14 protein-coding genes are annotated in these 15,758 nt (G+C 43.1%); 3 read left to right on the top strand and 11 right to left on the bottom strand.

Features of this window, described 5'->3' with window-relative positions; genetic code table 11:
• Positions 1–41: 41 nt before the first annotated feature.
• Together hscA and fdx are read left to right on the top strand one after the other, a co-directional pair.
• Positions 42–1,922 carry a Fe-S protein assembly chaperone HscA gene (hscA, locus tag JMX83_RS06445; RefSeq protein WP_201599795.1) on the top strand — a complete coding sequence of 627 codons (1,881 nt, stop codon included), beginning with the start codon at positions 42–44 and terminating at the stop codon, positions 1,920–1,922.
• A gap of 86 nt (positions 1,923–2,008) precedes the next feature.
• The gene (fdx, locus tag JMX83_RS06440; RefSeq protein WP_201599794.1) at positions 2,009–2,347 is read left to right on the top strand and encodes an ISC system 2Fe-2S type ferredoxin; all 339 of its coding nucleotides are present in this window, start codon (positions 2,009–2,011) and stop codon (positions 2,345–2,347) included.
• Positions 2,348–2,449: 102 nt separating this feature from the next.
• Here the strand turns inward: fdx and JMX83_RS06435 are convergent, their stop codons facing one another.
• The 6 genes from JMX83_RS06435 to JMX83_RS06410 form a co-directional block, all read right to left on the bottom strand.
• The gene (locus JMX83_RS06435) at positions 2,450–3,874 is read right to left on the bottom strand and encodes an adenylate/guanylate cyclase domain-containing protein (protein WP_201599793.1); all 1,425 of its coding nucleotides are present in this window, start codon (positions 3,872–3,874) and stop codon (positions 2,450–2,452) included.
• Positions 3,875–4,157: 283 nt separating this feature from the next.
• A protein-coding gene (locus JMX83_RS06430; protein ID WP_227675763.1) for an IS3 family transposase occupies positions 4,158–5,377 on the bottom strand; the annotation gives its coding sequence in 2 pieces (ribosomal slippage) (positions 4,158–5,038 and positions 5,038–5,377; 1,221 coding nt in all).
• A 163-nt stretch (positions 5,378–5,540) separates the two neighbouring features.
• The gene (locus JMX83_RS06425; protein ID WP_057759208.1) at positions 5,541–5,972 is read right to left on the bottom strand and encodes an HIT domain-containing protein; all 432 of its coding nucleotides are present in this window, start codon (positions 5,970–5,972) and stop codon (positions 5,541–5,543) included.
• Between the two features lie 158 nt (positions 5,973–6,130).
• On the bottom strand, positions 6,131–9,841 hold the full coding sequence (mfd, locus tag JMX83_RS06420; protein ID WP_201599791.1) for a transcription-repair coupling factor: 3,711 nt from the start codon (positions 9,839–9,841) through the stop codon (positions 6,131–6,133).
• Positions 9,842–10,048: 207 nt separating this feature from the next.
• Complete coding sequence (gene rraA, locus JMX83_RS06415) at positions 10,049–10,564, bottom strand: ribonuclease E activity regulator RraA (RefSeq protein ID WP_201599875.1); 516 nt, start codon at positions 10,562–10,564, stop codon at positions 10,049–10,051.
• Between the two features lie 96 nt (positions 10,565–10,660).
• Positions 10,661–11,362 carry an NAD-dependent epimerase/dehydratase family protein gene (locus JMX83_RS06410; RefSeq protein ID WP_201599790.1) on the bottom strand — a complete coding sequence of 234 codons (702 nt, stop codon included), beginning with the start codon at positions 11,360–11,362 and terminating at the stop codon, positions 10,661–10,663.
• 463 nt (positions 11,363–11,825) lie between these two features.
• Here JMX83_RS06410 and rpsT point away from each other — a divergent pair, with 463 nt between their 5' ends.
• Entirely contained in the window at positions 11,826–12,092 is a 267-nt protein-coding gene (rpsT, locus tag JMX83_RS06405; RefSeq protein ID WP_058024191.1) for a 30S ribosomal protein S20, read from the top strand.
• A gap of 142 nt (positions 12,093–12,234) precedes the next feature.
• Here rpsT and JMX83_RS06400 read toward each other — a convergent pair whose 3' ends face one another.
• The 5 genes from JMX83_RS06400 to JMX83_RS06380 all read right to left on the bottom strand — a co-directional run bounded on the left by JMX83_RS06400 (position 12,235) and on the right by JMX83_RS06380 (position 15,729).
• Entirely contained in the window at positions 12,235–13,071 is an 837-nt protein-coding gene (locus JMX83_RS06400) for a histidine phosphatase family protein (protein WP_201599872.1), read from the bottom strand.
• A 164-nt stretch (positions 13,072–13,235) separates the two neighbouring features.
• Positions 13,236–14,033: a metallophosphoesterase gene (locus JMX83_RS06395; RefSeq protein WP_201599789.1), complete on the bottom strand. Its 798-nt coding sequence runs from the start codon at positions 14,031–14,033 to the stop codon at positions 13,236–13,238.
• 149 nt (positions 14,034–14,182) lie between these two features.
• Entirely contained in the window at positions 14,183–14,881 is a 699-nt protein-coding gene (pyrF, locus tag JMX83_RS06390) for an orotidine-5'-phosphate decarboxylase (RefSeq protein WP_201599787.1), read from the bottom strand.
• A 77-nt stretch (positions 14,882–14,958) separates the two neighbouring features.
• Entirely contained in the window at positions 14,959–15,366 is a 408-nt protein-coding gene (locus JMX83_RS06385; protein WP_201599785.1) for a lipopolysaccharide assembly protein LapA domain-containing protein, read from the bottom strand.
• Positions 15,367–15,423: 57 nt separating this feature from the next.
• Positions 15,424–15,729, bottom strand: a complete 306-nt coding sequence (locus tag JMX83_RS06380) for an integration host factor subunit beta (protein WP_058024195.1) — start codon at positions 15,727–15,729, stop codon at positions 15,424–15,426.
• Positions 15,730–15,758: the final 29 nt, after the last annotated feature.

Here is a 15,758-nt window from a genome sequence, read left to right as displayed (position 1 = left end):
TGCCTCATTACACTTATTCATTTTATCTCTGAGTTATTCTTATGTCTTTAATGCAAATTGCCGAACCCAATCAAAGCGCTCAACCTCATCAACATCGTTTTGGCCTAGGTATTGACCTTGGTACGACACGCTCACTGGTCGCTGTAGTACGTTCAGGCAAGGCGCAAGTCTTAGAAGCAGGCGCAGCGTCAGATACGTTGTTGCCTTCTGTGGTTTATTATCCAGCGACAGGTAATCCATCGGTCGGCTATGATGCCCTAGCGCATTTAGCAGATGATCCAAAAAATACGATCGTCTCGGCTAAGCGTTTTATGGGCCGTAGCCAAGCAGATATTAAATTCTCGCATCCTTATGAGTTGTCTGGTAGTACAGATGATATGCCAGCATTTGTCACGGCTCAAGGTGAAGTGTCACCTGTCGAAGTATCAGCGCGTATATTAGCCGCGCTTGAGCAACGTGCAGCGAGCGCATTACCTGCAGACAGCATTGAGGGTGCCGTGATTACCGTGCCAGCTTATTTTGATGAGGCACAGCGCCAAGCCACTAAAGATGCTGCACAAGCGGCTGGTATCAATGTGCTACGCTTGTTAAATGAGCCTACAGCTGCTGCCGTTGCTTACGGACTCGATCAATCATCAGAAGACAATAATAGAGAAAGCTACTACCTCATTTATGATTTGGGCGGCGGTACTTTTGATGTATCTATCTTAAAGCTGAATGACGGTGTCTTTGAAGTATTAGCAACTGGCGGTAATAGCGCACTGGGCGGCGATGATATTGATCGTCTGATTACCAACTGGATCATCAAACAGTTAAATATCGATCCAAAAGACGTAAGCCTGCATGACAAATCAGTACTAGCTCAGCAAGCTAAGGCTTATAAACAGGCATTGACTGACGCTGAGCAAGTGAATATCAGTGTTACTGTCAATGGTCAGTCTTATCAAGGCGTATTAAGCCGTGAAGACATACTCGCTATCGTAGAACCTGTTAGTCGTCGCACGCTGAGCGTATGTGAACAAGTCCTACGCGATGCTAAGCTAACGGCTAAAGAGTTAGACGAGGTTATCTTAGTCGGTGGCTCAACGCGTATGCCTGCCATACAGCAAGTCGTGACTGAATTTTTTGCCAAGCAGCCACTTTGCCGTCTGAATCCAGATGAGGTCGTTGCTTTAGGCGCTGCCCAAACTGCTCACCAACTGGTGAATGGTGATAGTGACAACAATTTGTTGTTATTGGACGTGACGCCATTATCATTAGGTCTTGAGACCATGGGTGGTCTGGTCGAAGTGCTGATTCCACGTAATACGCCCATTCCTGTCAAAAAACGCCAAGTATTTACTACCTATCAAGATGGTCAAACAGGTATGGTGATTCATGTGGTACAAGGTGAGCGCGAAACAGTAGAAAACTGTCGCTCCCTTGGCCGTTTTGAGCTTTACGGTATTCCGCCAATGAAAGCTGGGTTTGCTCGTATCGAGGTCACCTTTAGCATCGATGCCAATGGTCAGCTGACTGTTAGTGCGCAAGAGACCACGACCAAAACAGAAAGTAAAATTGAGATTGTGCCTTCTTATGGTCTGTCAGATGAACAAAAAGAACAGTTACTTGTTGCAGGATTCAAACACGCAGAAGAAGACAAAAATGCGCGTTCTTTAATTGAGACCAAAGTAGAAGCGGAACGTGAAGTATTGGCTTTGGAGTCTGCACTCAATGAGTTTGCAGCACTGCTTTCTTCTGATGAGCAGCACGCTTTAGCGGAGCACATACAAGCACTGCGTTCTGCTCTTGGCACCAATGACTTGGCACTTATCGAAGCACAGCAAGCACAGCTTAAGCCGCATAGTGATGCCTTTGCTGCTCGCATTATGAATCAAAGCGTTAAAACCAGCATGGCAGGTACCAGCGCACAAGATTGGTAAAATCCATACTCAAAATGATAGCTTAGTTATGATACTAAGCTACTTTCTCTTATTTTTTAGATTGATTAGCATTGGACAAATAATTTATGCCAAAAGTTACCGTACTACCCCATCACGAAATCTGCCCAGAGGGCGCAGAAGTTGAGCTACAAGCTGGTCAGAACTTGTGTAAAGCGTTATTAGAAAAAGGCATCAAAATTGAGCATGCCTGTGAGATGTCAAAAGCTTGCACTACTTGTCACGTTGTCGTACGCAAAGGGTTCAATAGTCTAGATGAGATGGATGATGTAGAAGCTGATCTACTTGATCGTGCTTGGGGTTTAGAGCCTGACTCACGTCTGTCTTGTCAGGTCATGCTTGATGATGAAGATCTAATCATCGAAGTGCCAAAATACACATTGAATCATGCGAAAGAAAATCATTAATATGATTAGTACAAACTATTTATAAGTTATAAAAAAGCCAGCTATTAAAATATAATAGCTGGCTTTTTTTATACTCAATATTTCACGATATTATTTCCCAAATCATGATTTTTTATTAGCAATATGACGTTTGCTTTCTTCAGCGATGCTCTGTGCCAACTTTTCTTCTTCTTGTTCAATACGCTCAAGCGCAAAGTTTAACCGACTCCTAATATCTTGATAGTCATTGTCTTTCATATCTTTAAAATTTAGATGCAAGTTAAACCCTGGCAAGGTGTGATCTACCCATTTAGACAAATGACCTTTATTAGCATCAGGATCAAGTACTTGCCATGCATTTACCTTGTCATCAAAGCCTTTTAGCTGAAGCGCTCCAACATGTTGGCACTCATAGTTATGGCAAACATAATCATAAGTGCTTTCACTGACCAATATCTCATCTTTGCCAGCATTCGATTCGAGTCTTGAGGCCAGATTAGCCTCTTTACCAATCAGTGTATAACTAAGACGATTATTGCTACCAAAATTACCCACGTGGCAATAACCAGTTGTGATACCAATACGTATATACAATCCCTCAAATCCCATCAGTCGCCATTTTTGACGTAATGTACGCATCTCTCGGCGCATATCTATCGCCATTGCCACACAGTCAAGAGCATCTTGACGTGGGCCATTACTGGCGGGCTCACCGAAAAAGCACACCATGCCATCACCAATAAATTTATCAAGTACAGCACCATGTCTGTCAGCAATCAACGTCATGCAATGCATATAAGTGTTCAAAATATCAGCCAAGTTATCAGCGCTCAGACTATCAGATAGATCGGTAAAGCCTACAATATCTGAAAACATAATGGTCAACTTGGCACGTTTATTCGACACACTAACAGGGCTATCAGATCTAACAATTGGTTCCCAAATTTGCGGTGGTACAAAGCGAGTCAACTTATTGATGACCGACACCATGGTACTCAAACGTCCTCCTGCTTTAGAGGCACTTTCTTTATAACCGATATACTCTTGATACGTACTGCGAAACTGATACAAAATAACTATCATGCTTGCTAACAATACGGTGGGCGGTACCCAGCCTTCATCACAGTTCAAGCCTTCGTTGTCTAGTATTGTACTGACATAATAAAAGACAATAGATGTCACCAATGCCACAGTAAATAATCTTAGAGCGTTATCGACACCACTGACGATCATACGTACGCCGATTAAGGCTACCAGACTGAGCGATATCACCGTACAAAACTGTATTGACCCAATGACGACCGCAAATAAAATAACGACTATATTAGACGTCCAAAGACTGGTTTGGCGTCGGTAGTTATAAATCAGAATCATCAGGCTAGGTAGGAGAATGACAACCAATAATGCCATTGAAGTAGGACGAAAATTGTAATGCAGGGCGAGTAATATGACAGTGAGTATTAAAACGAAAACTTCTGGATAGTCGAATTGACAGATTCCACTACCTTTTGACGACAGCTTTGGCTTTAATGTCTCTGTAAAAGGCATATTAGATTTCACTTAAGTAAGATAGGCTATCAGAGAGATAAAGATATATAAGAATATCATACATACATCATTTATCTGAACGATAAGTTATTACAAAAATATATTATACTTTTTAAATTAGATGAAACCTAGGTCAGTGGTAGCTAAAAAAACACCATCTATCATTTATCCAGATAACAAATTTTTTGGATAAATAACTGACAATGTTTGATTATTGTCCCGTCCTAAAATAGATTGATGATTTTTTAATGAGCCAGATACCCTGAGTATCTGGCTTTTTACATTAAGCAGGACATGAATAACGGTCATGAACCTGGGCAGGTGTTCTCATATTCAAACTTAAATGAGGTCTGATATTATTATAGACATAAACAGACTCATCGATAAGCTGTTTAAGCTCACCCATCGTATTGCACTCATACAACAAGAACTCATTCTTTAAAATACCATTAACCCGCTCAGCCAAAGCATTCTGATAACAATCATAGCCATCAGTCATAGACGGTGTGATGTTATTTACTCTAAGCACCTCTTGATACTCTAAGGCACAGTATTGAAGACCTCTATCAGAGTGATGAATCGCTTTATGCGTATAACGCCGCCTGTGAGCTGCCATCTTGAGCGCCTTCACCACCTCAGTCGCTGGCATATGATCACTTAAATGATAGCCCATAATCTGTCTTGAATACGCATCTGTCACTAACGATAGATAATGCACCCCTTGCTTGGAGGTAACATAAGTGATATCAGCGACCAACGTCTGCTCAGGTTTAATAGGTGCTGGTGCATCCTTCGTTAGATTGGGATGCTTTTTCATCCAATGTTTGCTAAAGGTAGTCTTGGTATAGCTACGTTTGGGCTTAACCAGTAGTCTGTGTGCTCTTAGATAATCAAAGAACCCATCACGGCCAATCTTGATACCATGCGCTGTCAGCTTAGGCTTAATGAGCCAATATAACTTCCGACCTCCTATGCGAGTCATTAGCATTCGATACGCTTGTACCCAGTCCTTGATGACGGCAAACCTGCTTGCTTTGTTATGCTGCCGGATACGGTGTTGATACACCGCTTGCGGGCTAACACTAAGTAACCGGCATCCTTGGGCTAAACTTATTTGTTTGTCTGTTTTGAGCTGCCAGAGGATGCCGTAGCAGACTTTTTTCTAGCATGTGCTCCATAGTCGTTTTCAAATACTTCGACGACTTTGCTTAAAATAAGGTTATGCGCTTTGGCATCAGCCAGTTCACGTTCTAGACGTTTGATGGTTTGCGCTGGGGTTTCTTTAGATGGCATAGTCTGACTCTTAGGTAGGTGGGTCCAGTCTAATTTACCATGACGTCGCAGCCATACCAATACGGTACTGCGTCCTTGTATGCCATAAATCGCTTGCGCTTGTTTGTAGGTCATGTCGCCTTTTTCTACACTGTCAACGACGGCCAATTTAAAGCCTAGCGTGTAATCTTTTTGCGTACGCTTAGCCCTTGTTGTCTCTAACTTGTCCATGAATAAGCTCCTTTTTCGTAAACTTATTTCAGGACGGGACATATTATAGAAAAAAGCCAGATATGACGAGTATCTGGCTTTTTTCTGTCGCAATAGTTTATGAGAAATGCTTCATAAATAATGCTTTATAGATAAGGTAACAAAATTCAAAGTTAAAAACGGATTACATCTGCCAATCAAAAGGCATTTGATGATGACCACGTAGCGCCATCATTAACGTCTGCTGCATTTGTGCCAAGACTTCTTTGGTATAAGGCACCGCAGGCACACCCCATACTGGATTTGGCCATTGCATATCGTTTTGATAACGAACAATATGATGAAAATGAAGCTGCGGGACTTGGTTACCAAGCGCGGCTACGTTCATTTTATCTGCTTGAAAAGTTTTGGCGAGTTGACTTGATAACCAGCTCGACTCACGCAAGAACTGCGTTTGGTCTGCCTCGGACAACTCGTAAAGCTCTTTGATACCCGATACGCGCGGCACTAATATCAACCAAGGAAATTGACAGTCATTGATCAAACGACAAGTAGATAATGGAAAATCACCCACTAAGAAACTATCAGCAGCAAGTTTATGATGAAGTTGGAACATAATGACGGTTCTCTTGTTGTTTAATGCAAATAAAAGTACGTAAAAAATATCGAAGAAAAAACAATCCGGTTATTTTATCAGTTATCCCTGCGATAAAATAGCATCATACACTATTGCCTTTATGGGTTTACCTAAATGTGAGCTTTTACTCATCAAATCTAGGCCGCCTCCGCCACCATATGTTTGCTAAAATAACACAGTAATTCCTGAATGACGGTCACTCGTTGCTGCGGCGTTGCCAACTTATCGCTATGTTGATAACGAATACCAGATGCCCCATTCATACGATAATGCTGTCCATCTGACTGAATCAGTTTAATGATCGCTAAGGCATCGACGGGGGTATCTGGTGCAAACTCCAGCGTCATACTACTGCTATTGGCATCGATTTTGTTGATCTTCAGCGGTTCTGCTTGCAAGCGTAGTCCATGAATGGCAAATAGCTGCTTGGTCTGGTCTGGCAATGCACCAAAACGATCTATCATCTCCGTCCGGATATCCGTCAATGCTTCTTTATCATCTGTATTGCTAATACGTTTATAAAACAGTAGACGCTGATGCACATCATGTAGATAGTCTTCTGGAATAAGAGCTGAGCTATGCAAGTTAATCTCACTGGTCAGCGATAATGGCGTATTCAAGTCAGGCTCTTTACCGGCCTTGATCGCCTTAGTCGCACGCTCCAGCATATCCATGTATAAGCTAAAACCAATCGCCTGCATATTACCACTTTGCTGCTTACCCAATATCTCACCCGCACCGCGAATCTCTAGATCTTCACTCGCCAGCATAAAACCTGCGCCGAGTGTATTGGCGCGTTCAATCGCATGGAGGCGACGCTTGGCATCGCCTTTGAGACCTTTAATAGAAGGCACCAACAGATAGCAATAAGCCTGATGGTGACTACGTCCTACGCGGCCTCGTAGCTGATGTAGTTGCGCCAGACCAAACTTATCCGCACGCTCAATGATAATGGTATTGGCATTCGGTACGTCAATACCTGTCTCAATAATAGTAGAGCACACCAGCACGTTGAATTTTTTATGATAAAACTGCTGCATGATTTGCTCAAGCTGACGCTCTTGCATCTGCCCATGGGCGACCCCTACTCGCGCTTCTGGTACGAGGTCACGAATAGTCTCTGCCATACGCTCAATACTAGCCACATCATTATGCAAGAGATAGACTTGCCCACCGCGTAATAACTCACGCAAGATAGCCTCTTTCATCAGCGCTTCTGTCTTTTGCATCACAAAGGTCTTGATGGCAAGACGACGTGCTGGCGGTGTGGCAATAATAGACATGTCACGCATACCTGAGAGCGCCATATTGAGCGTCCTAGGTATAGGCGTCGCGGTCATAGACATACTGTCTACATCTGTCTGAATAGCCTTGATACGCTCTTTGTGACGTACTCCAAAGCGGTGCTCCTCATCGACGATCATTAGCCCAAGGTTGGCAAACTTCACGTCAGGCTGCAATAGTTTATGGGTACCAATCACGATATCTACTTTACCATCAGCCAAGTCAGCTAAAACCATCTCTTGGTGTTTTTTGCCGCCAAAACGTGACAGGCTTTCAATACGAACTGGCCAATCGGCAAAACGATCACGGAAGTTGTCTTCGTGTTGCCCAGCGAGCAAGGTAGTAGGCACCAACACAGCCACCTGATAGCCAGCACTAACGGCAATAAAGGCTGCTCGCATCGCCACTTCTGTTTTACCAAAGCCAACATCACCGCAAATGAGACGATCCATCGGTTGGTTTTGTCTCATATCTTCCATAACCGCATGGATAGCATTGGCTTGGTCAGCGGTTTCTTCAAACGCAAACTGACTGGCAAACAGCTCATATTGTGACGGATCTATTTTAAAGTGAATACCAACTTTTGCCTCACGTCTTGCCTGCATATTGAGCAATTCAGCAGCGACGTCATGAATTTGCTCTAACGCTTTTTGCTTGGCCCTATCCCATTTGCCACTACCAATCTTATGTAACGGGGCCAACGCTGGATCGCCGCCACTATAACGACTAATCATTTGCAGATTAGCCACTGGCACATAGATACTAGCGTCATCGTCATACTTTAAATGAATAAACTCTTGCTCACCATCACCCACATCTAAGGTAATCAGGCCATTATAACGACCGATACCATGCTCGATATGAACGACTGGACTGCCATCTGTTATCTCAGTGACGCTCTTAACCAAGAACTCCTCTGATACACCGCTTTGGCGACGACGACGTGTCTGTAAGACTTGACGACCAAACAGCTGCGTTTCACTAATTAATACTAAGCGCTCAGGCACGTATACACCGCGCTCAATCGGTGCCACAGTCAGACCGACATGTGGTAGTCGAGCGTTATTCATAGCGCTCGTCTTATCTGCTGCTAAAAATGCTTCAAAGCTATCATATGCTTTGATATCAATCTTGCCTTTGAAGAGTTCAATGAGAATCTCGCGACGGCCAGCGGTTTCTGCAACAATTAGTACTGGTGTTGCTGTTTGTTTTTGAACGTTTAAAAAGTCGAGCAATTCAGTTAATGGCTCAGACTTTTGATGGTTTACTGCCAGTTGTGGCGGTTCTTCGGCGCTTAATGTCACCAAGCCTTGCTGCTTAGTAGGCTTTAATGGCAGTTGCGGCTGAGAGGAGTCACTACCTTCTGGCGCTGCTACATCATTCATCGTAGCCAGCTCATCACGTGCACTTAATATCACTCGCGGATAGTGATTTAGCTGCTCATTGAGCGCATTAGACAATAGATATAACAGCGTAGGGTCAACGATAGGCTTGTCAATATCATGTCGACGTTCTTCATAGCGGCGCTGGATTTGCGACCAATAGTCCGCCTGTTTTTCGTTAATCAGTTCATCTGTGATAAACAACGCATCGCTTGGCAAATAAGAAAACAATGTACTTTCTTCTTGCCAATCTTTTAAGTCAAAAAATAGCGGCTGATAATACTCCAGTCCGCTACTCGCGATACCTGCCATCACATCTTTATGCAGCTCAGACTTGCGGCTACTGGCATTAGGGAACATCGCCGCAAAATTCGTGCGAAATGTCTCTCGCCCTTCATCCAGCGGAAACTCTTTTGCTGGTAATATTTGGAACTGCTCGATCGGTTTAGAGATGTCTGGCAATTTGTGCAGCAGCGACAGTGACTCTTTGCCCATGCTGGTATCATTGCCTGTCAACATCGCCTTGAGATCATCAGCGGTCAATGTGCGCTGGGTTTGCGGATGAAAAAAGCGAATCGTCTCAATTTCGTCATCAAATAAATCTAGACGCAGCGGAAAAGGCTGACCCATAGCAAAGATATCGATAATGCTGCCACGTACCGCAAACTCACCGGGTTCAAAGACATTTTCAACCGCTCTATAACCCGCCTTTGCCAAAAGCCCACGTTGCGTATTGATATCAAAACGATCACCGACGCTTAGATCAAAATGCTGCCCAATCAGCCAACTTGGCGGCGCAACACGATGCATCAGAGCCTGTACTGAGATGAGTAGCACACCCGTTTTTGGCATATCTGTCAGCAAATTGATACGTTCACTAACGATGTCTTGGTGCGGAGACAGCTCATCATACGTTAGTGTCTCCCAGTCAGGGAATACGTAAGCATCGACGCCGCAAAATGCAAGCTCGGTCTCTATCTGATTGAGTTGGTTTTGGTCACGTGCCACCACGACCTTTAGGCGCTTGGCAACATTCCACATAGGCGTTTGAACCAAGCTTGCCAACCACAAGCTACTGACCGCACCATGGACAGGTGCTAGCCAACGCCGCTCGGCATTTTGTATAGGGAACAACTGCTGGTTAATGGGATCAAACGCGTCAGTCAAAGCAGTGATAGGCATAAAGAATAGGATCAAAGTTAAGGAGTCAGAAAGCTATTATACGAATATTTGAGCAATTACCAAAACTTATGCCGTAACGGTTTGTCACGTAAAAGTTTACTCATTCATGATCGAGGATTGATAACGATTATTAAGCTTTAACTATCATTACATAAAAAAACCCCAACTTATCAGCTGAGGTCCTCATTCACACTGGTTAAACCAAGTTTAAATTAACGGCTTATCACTAGCGATAATGCCATTGTTGTCAGCATAGACAAACATTCCCGAGTTCAACGTTAAATCACCAAAGCTGATTTCAATATCCGTTTGACCTTCATCGCGGCGAGTAGACTTGCGCGGAATACAACCAAGTGCCATGACACCAATATCCATCGCTGCCATGTCGTCGACATCGCGTACACAGCCATATACGATGACCCCAGCCCAGCCATTATCGATAGCTGATTGTGCAATCATATCGCCTAGCAATGCACAGCGCATAGAGCCACCGCCATCGACGACCAACACTTTACCATTACCGGCTTTGTCTTTACCATCACTATTCAATAGTGATTTGACGCGGCTATTGTCTTCAAAACACTTCACCGTCACGATTTCACCGCAGAATTTATCTTTTGCACCAAAACGACGAAATGACTTACCTTCAATATTTGGTAGACATACTTGCAACTTAGGATTGGCGTCCAGTAAATCACATGTGACAAAGTTATCTTTATTCATCTCCATCGTTTTTACTCCTTATTATGAATGATTAAGCTGCTTGATCGTGTAATACTTGTTCATACTTAGCTGTAGTCTTGACTCAAAAATAATGCTTTATTTTTTCACGCGAGTCATCGCAAGCATCTTCTTATTTTCAATGATCTCTGTATGTTCAATCTGAGGTTCTGTACGGTATTTACGACGATGATAAATATCATGCGCACTCATCGCCATAGCACTAGCGACGCGCTTAGCCGAGATAGGATGTAATGAGAGTGACTCTGAGACTAAAGGCGAAATAAGCTTAAATGCTTTTTGACCAATGCTCTCAAGCGGACGCCCTTTATGCTTGCCTAATAATAACGACGGTCGAAATATTACCAGTTGGCCAAAGCCTAGTGCCATAATAGATTGCTCAGTCTCTGCCTTGACTCGATTGTACAAAAAGCGGCTGTCAATATCGGCATTCATGGATGAAAGTAGAAAAAAGTTTTCTACCCCTTTATCACGGCATAGCTTAGCAAAGTTAAAATTGTAATCATGGTCTATCTTTCGAAAAGCCTCATCACTGCCAGCTTGTTTTTTAGTGGTGCCAAGACAACTAAAGGCATCTGTCGTTCGATCCGCACCAACACTCGCAAACACTTCTGAGAGATTATCAAAGTCATTAACCTGATAAAAACGCATGCTGGCATTAATATAGCGTGGCGGGCGCCGAGCGATCACAATCAATGTATCATAGAGCTCACTCAGCTGTTTTACCAAATGCTGCCCTACCAATCCTGTTGCGCCAATCACAATTGCTTTTCGCTGCATACCCTATCCACTTATATAACGTTAGAGGTTCTATATTGATGAAAAGTGACCTATATCAAGGCCTATCATTAGGATATCATACCTAAATTCATGAATAACTGACGCTATTATGTAGGATATATTGTAAGAGATTTTATCAATCAGTTGCGCCTATTGATGTCTGCTATTGATTTAGATACCTAAATAGGCCAAAATTCATGAGTTTACAGCACTTCTTTGCGCATTAATCATCAAATATATTGTCCTTAGCGCAATAATTTGCTAAGATAACCGGCTTTACACGTCAACGCTGTTTAATTATTCCAAACAGTTCTGGCGCTTGCGATGATCTATTCATATTAGATACTTTAATATTAGACATCGACATCATGTTTGGCGAGAGGCTGCTCGTCACCGATGATTGTTAAACCCATTATTGCAATCAACATTCATATTTTTATCTGTCTTTATCAAGGAGATACGCGTGGCTAATACTGCACAAGCTCGTAAACGCGCCCGTCAAAACACCAAACGTCGTCAGAACTCTGCGTCACAACGCTCTATGGTTCGTACTTACTTAAAACGTGTTGATGCGGCTATCGAAGCTAAAGATTATGACGCGGCTACCGAAGCTTACAAAAAAGCGGTACCAGTTATTGATCGTATGGCTGACAAAGGTATTATTCATAAGAATAAAGCTGCTCGTCGTAAGAGCCGCCTAAACAAAACAATCAAAGGCCTACAAGCTTAAGAATTGTATTGTCTAGACCGCATTACGCTTTTATAGCGTCATGACTAAAACCTTGCTACTGGTTCTAATACTGGAGCAAGGTTTTTTTATGCCTGCTCGATATATATCTAGTGAATCATCATTGCCATTTTTTGATGAAATTTTATGTCCATTGCACCTCTGGTGGTAATAGCAGTTTACTTGGGTGATACCCTGCTGCACGATACCCATTCAACAATGAACTAATCGGACGCGTATATACTTGGCCACGCCAGATAAAATGCGCATTTGCCTGATCAAAAGGTTTATCATCAAACCACAAAAACACCCCTTCCATCATTTTTGGCCAATCATTCCAATCGATCTCTTCCACATCGAACATCACGGCTAAGAATGCAGACAGTAATGTATCATGGCTGACAGCCAGCATAAGATGTCCATGCTGCGGCTGGTTTTGATAAAAGAGCGAAAGAATATCAAGGCCACCTTGATAAGCATTTTTGGTACCTTCAAGATTGCCTTGTAAAAAGCGATTGATAAAATTCAGTACACCAATCTCTTTGAATATTGGGTTGGCTATTTCAGGTTCAGTAACGAGGCTGCCAGGCTCAACCAGTAGTGACTGATGCGTAATATCACGCTTTAGACCTGCTCCTTCCTGCATGAGCTGCGCCGTATCAATACAGCGTTTAATCGGGCTTGAGATGCTATCAACATCAAGTGAGTATGGAAGATGACCTGCTAACCAACGACCCCAAGACTTTGCTAATACACGGCCTTTAGGCGTTAACGGCAACTGATAACTGGCAAAACCATTGCCGTCAGAACGCTCACGCAAAGAGTGTCTGGTAAATAAAATCAGCCGCTCATTCTCAGGTAATAGTCTGACCGAAGGGATCATACTATCTGGCAGATGTGAAGGCGCAGGCGCACTTGGTGTGTGACTCGCAAGCTTGTCAGCAGAGACTTTTGATAAGGTGCTATTAAGATATTTACTCATGGTAGCAAGCGTAGCAGATTTTTTGACAGGAATGAACAACATACAAATCCAGTTGCAATATATCTTGTAAATATCCTGTTATATGTGAAATGGGTATCTAACTTTTGAGAATGGCAAGCTGTAACAGACAGCCATCACTATTACTTACATGCGCAAAATCTTGGCTAACCAATATCAACGACTTTATCCCACGCAAACTCCAGTGCAGTACTGCTAATCTCGTTAGGGTAAGCCCTTGGATTAACGATCACCCGCGTATTGCCTATCCGATAATCGAATGCTTCGTGCGTGTGTCCATGCACCCATAGCGTTGGTGCCCAGTCCTCATGCATCCAACCAGATAAATCACTGACAAAGGCAGCATTGCTTGGTAAATTGGCATATTTTTCAGACACGGATAATGCACTGACACTATGATGACTCATGACGACCGTTTTTTTGCCTAGTGCTTTGGCAGTGATTAGTGCTTGCTGCAACCACTGACGATGCTCTGAGTGGATTTGCATGGAAACTTCAGGTGAGAACATCTCCTTACCTGCATATATCTGCTTATAATCACGCATAAAATGCCTAGCAGCAGCCATGGTATCTTCATTGGCATGATACTGATAGTCCGTCCACAGTGTGCAACCTAAGATTCGTGTATCACCAATATCAATATGCTGGCACTGTAAGACACAAACCCCTTTGTTAGAAGCAGCATCATAATTGTCCCAAGTCGCTAACTTTTGGTCAAAATTAAGCACATCTTCGTCAAAATATTCGTGATTACCTGAGATTGTGATCAGAGGAACTTGTAACCGTGCTGCCTGCTCTTGTAACCACGGCATACCTCTATCACTATTGGCAGTATCCCCTGCTACCAACACGATATCTGCATCAGTTTTAGGAATATGCCCAATAGGGTGTGACTGGCGTGCATAACTATCAATATGCAAGTCACTTAATATTTGTAATTTCATATTATCCAATATCGTCCAATAGTATCATTATCAATAATTTGAGTCGTAAGCGTGAGCAAGCGCTAAAGTAGTGTATCAGCTTTTTCTCTACCGTCAAAAAGTAAAAAGACAGCGGTTTAGGCTGTCTTTTTACTTTTTAATATCAAAACTTAAATACTTTGCAGTATTGTCTGCAATTTAGCCGCAGGGTCTGTAGCCTGAGTAATGGAGCGTCCAATGACCAAATAATCAGAACCGTCTGTCAATGCCTGGCTCGGCGTACAGATGCGTTTTTGATCATCAGCATTGTCTTCTGCTAGTCGAATGCCTGGCGTGACCAATTTAAAATCTTGACCACATAACGCTTTAAGCGTTTTCGCTTCTTGAGCAGAACATACTACCCCATCTAACCCAGCTTGCTTGGTCAATTGCGCCAATCGGCTCACCTGTGCGTCTAAGCTATCAGTGATACCCGTTTGCATCAATGCGTCACTGTCCATAGAGGTCAATACAGTCACCGCGATGAGTAATGTATCAAGGTCTCTATCTATTAAACGCTGTTTTGCCAACGACATAGCCTCTAGACCTGCACTAGCATGAACATTCACCATCCATACACCAAGCTCGGCAGCAGCTACTACCGCTTGAGCGGTAGTGTTAGGAATGTCATGAAACTTTAAGTCTAAGAATACTTCAAAGTTACGCTGATGTAGCGCCTTAACGATGTCAGGGCCACAGCGCGTAAACAGCTCTTTACCTACTTTTAGTCGACATGACGTCGGATCTAATTGATCAGCTAATGCCAACGATGCTTGCAGAGTCATGTTGTCTAAAGCAACAACGACGGGAGAATTAATCACATTATTCATGGTTTTGCCATCTATCATAATTATCAGAGCATTATTTTTGAGGTCGACAATGTAGCCAATAGCCATCGCCTAGCAGATTAATCTCGCTTACGCTTAGACAGCGTACCACCTTTACTTAAGTGAGATTCTGTGGTGTCTTGCACATTAGTAGCAGTCGCACCATAAACGGCTTCTTCTACCGTCGGCGCAGTTGCTTGACGGTCAATGACAACATTAGCTTGAGTCAGCTGCTCTTGCAAGTTGGTATTTGCCTTTTGCAAACGTGAGATTTCCCACTTATTCTGTAGTACACGGAATATGAGCAATGACAATAAAATACCAATAATAATGCCGAGTATTAGACATAGAATGAGCAGTAGCCCCAAATTCATTGTAGGTGCTTGCGAAAACAGTAAATTGACCCCGACCTCGGTATTATTTGCCAATACCAGACCAAGCGAGTAAGCAAAGCTCAAAAACAGCAATACGAATAATAAAAAGCGCATGAGACAGTTACCTCAGGTTGGAATGATAGTTTTTGGTCAGTCAATCATTAATGAGTATTAGCTATGTGCTACTTTATCATTGACTGCTTCACGTAATGCTTTGCCTGGCTTAAAGTGTGGAATCGCTTTGGCAGGAACTGGTACGCTCTCACCCGTTTTAGGATTGCGTCCGACACGAGCGCGGCGATGATGTAGACAAAAACTGCCAAACCCACGAACCTCGACTCGGCCATCATTAGCTAAAGTATGGGTCATCAAATTTAATATTTCGCGAACGGCGTCATCAACGATGGTATCTGCCATGTTGTCACAATTCGCACTCAAATTACTGATAAATTCGGATTTGTTAATCGCTTGCTGCATTATTACGCTTGCCTTGTTGATTGATGGAT

The organism is Psychrobacter piscatorii (genome assembly GCF_904846415.1).
Classification (GTDB): domain Bacteria; phylum Pseudomonadota; class Gammaproteobacteria; order Pseudomonadales; family Moraxellaceae; genus Psychrobacter; species Psychrobacter piscatorii.
The sequence above is the reverse complement of the archived record's forward strand: the minus strand, read 5'-3'. Positions and strand labels throughout refer to the sequence as shown.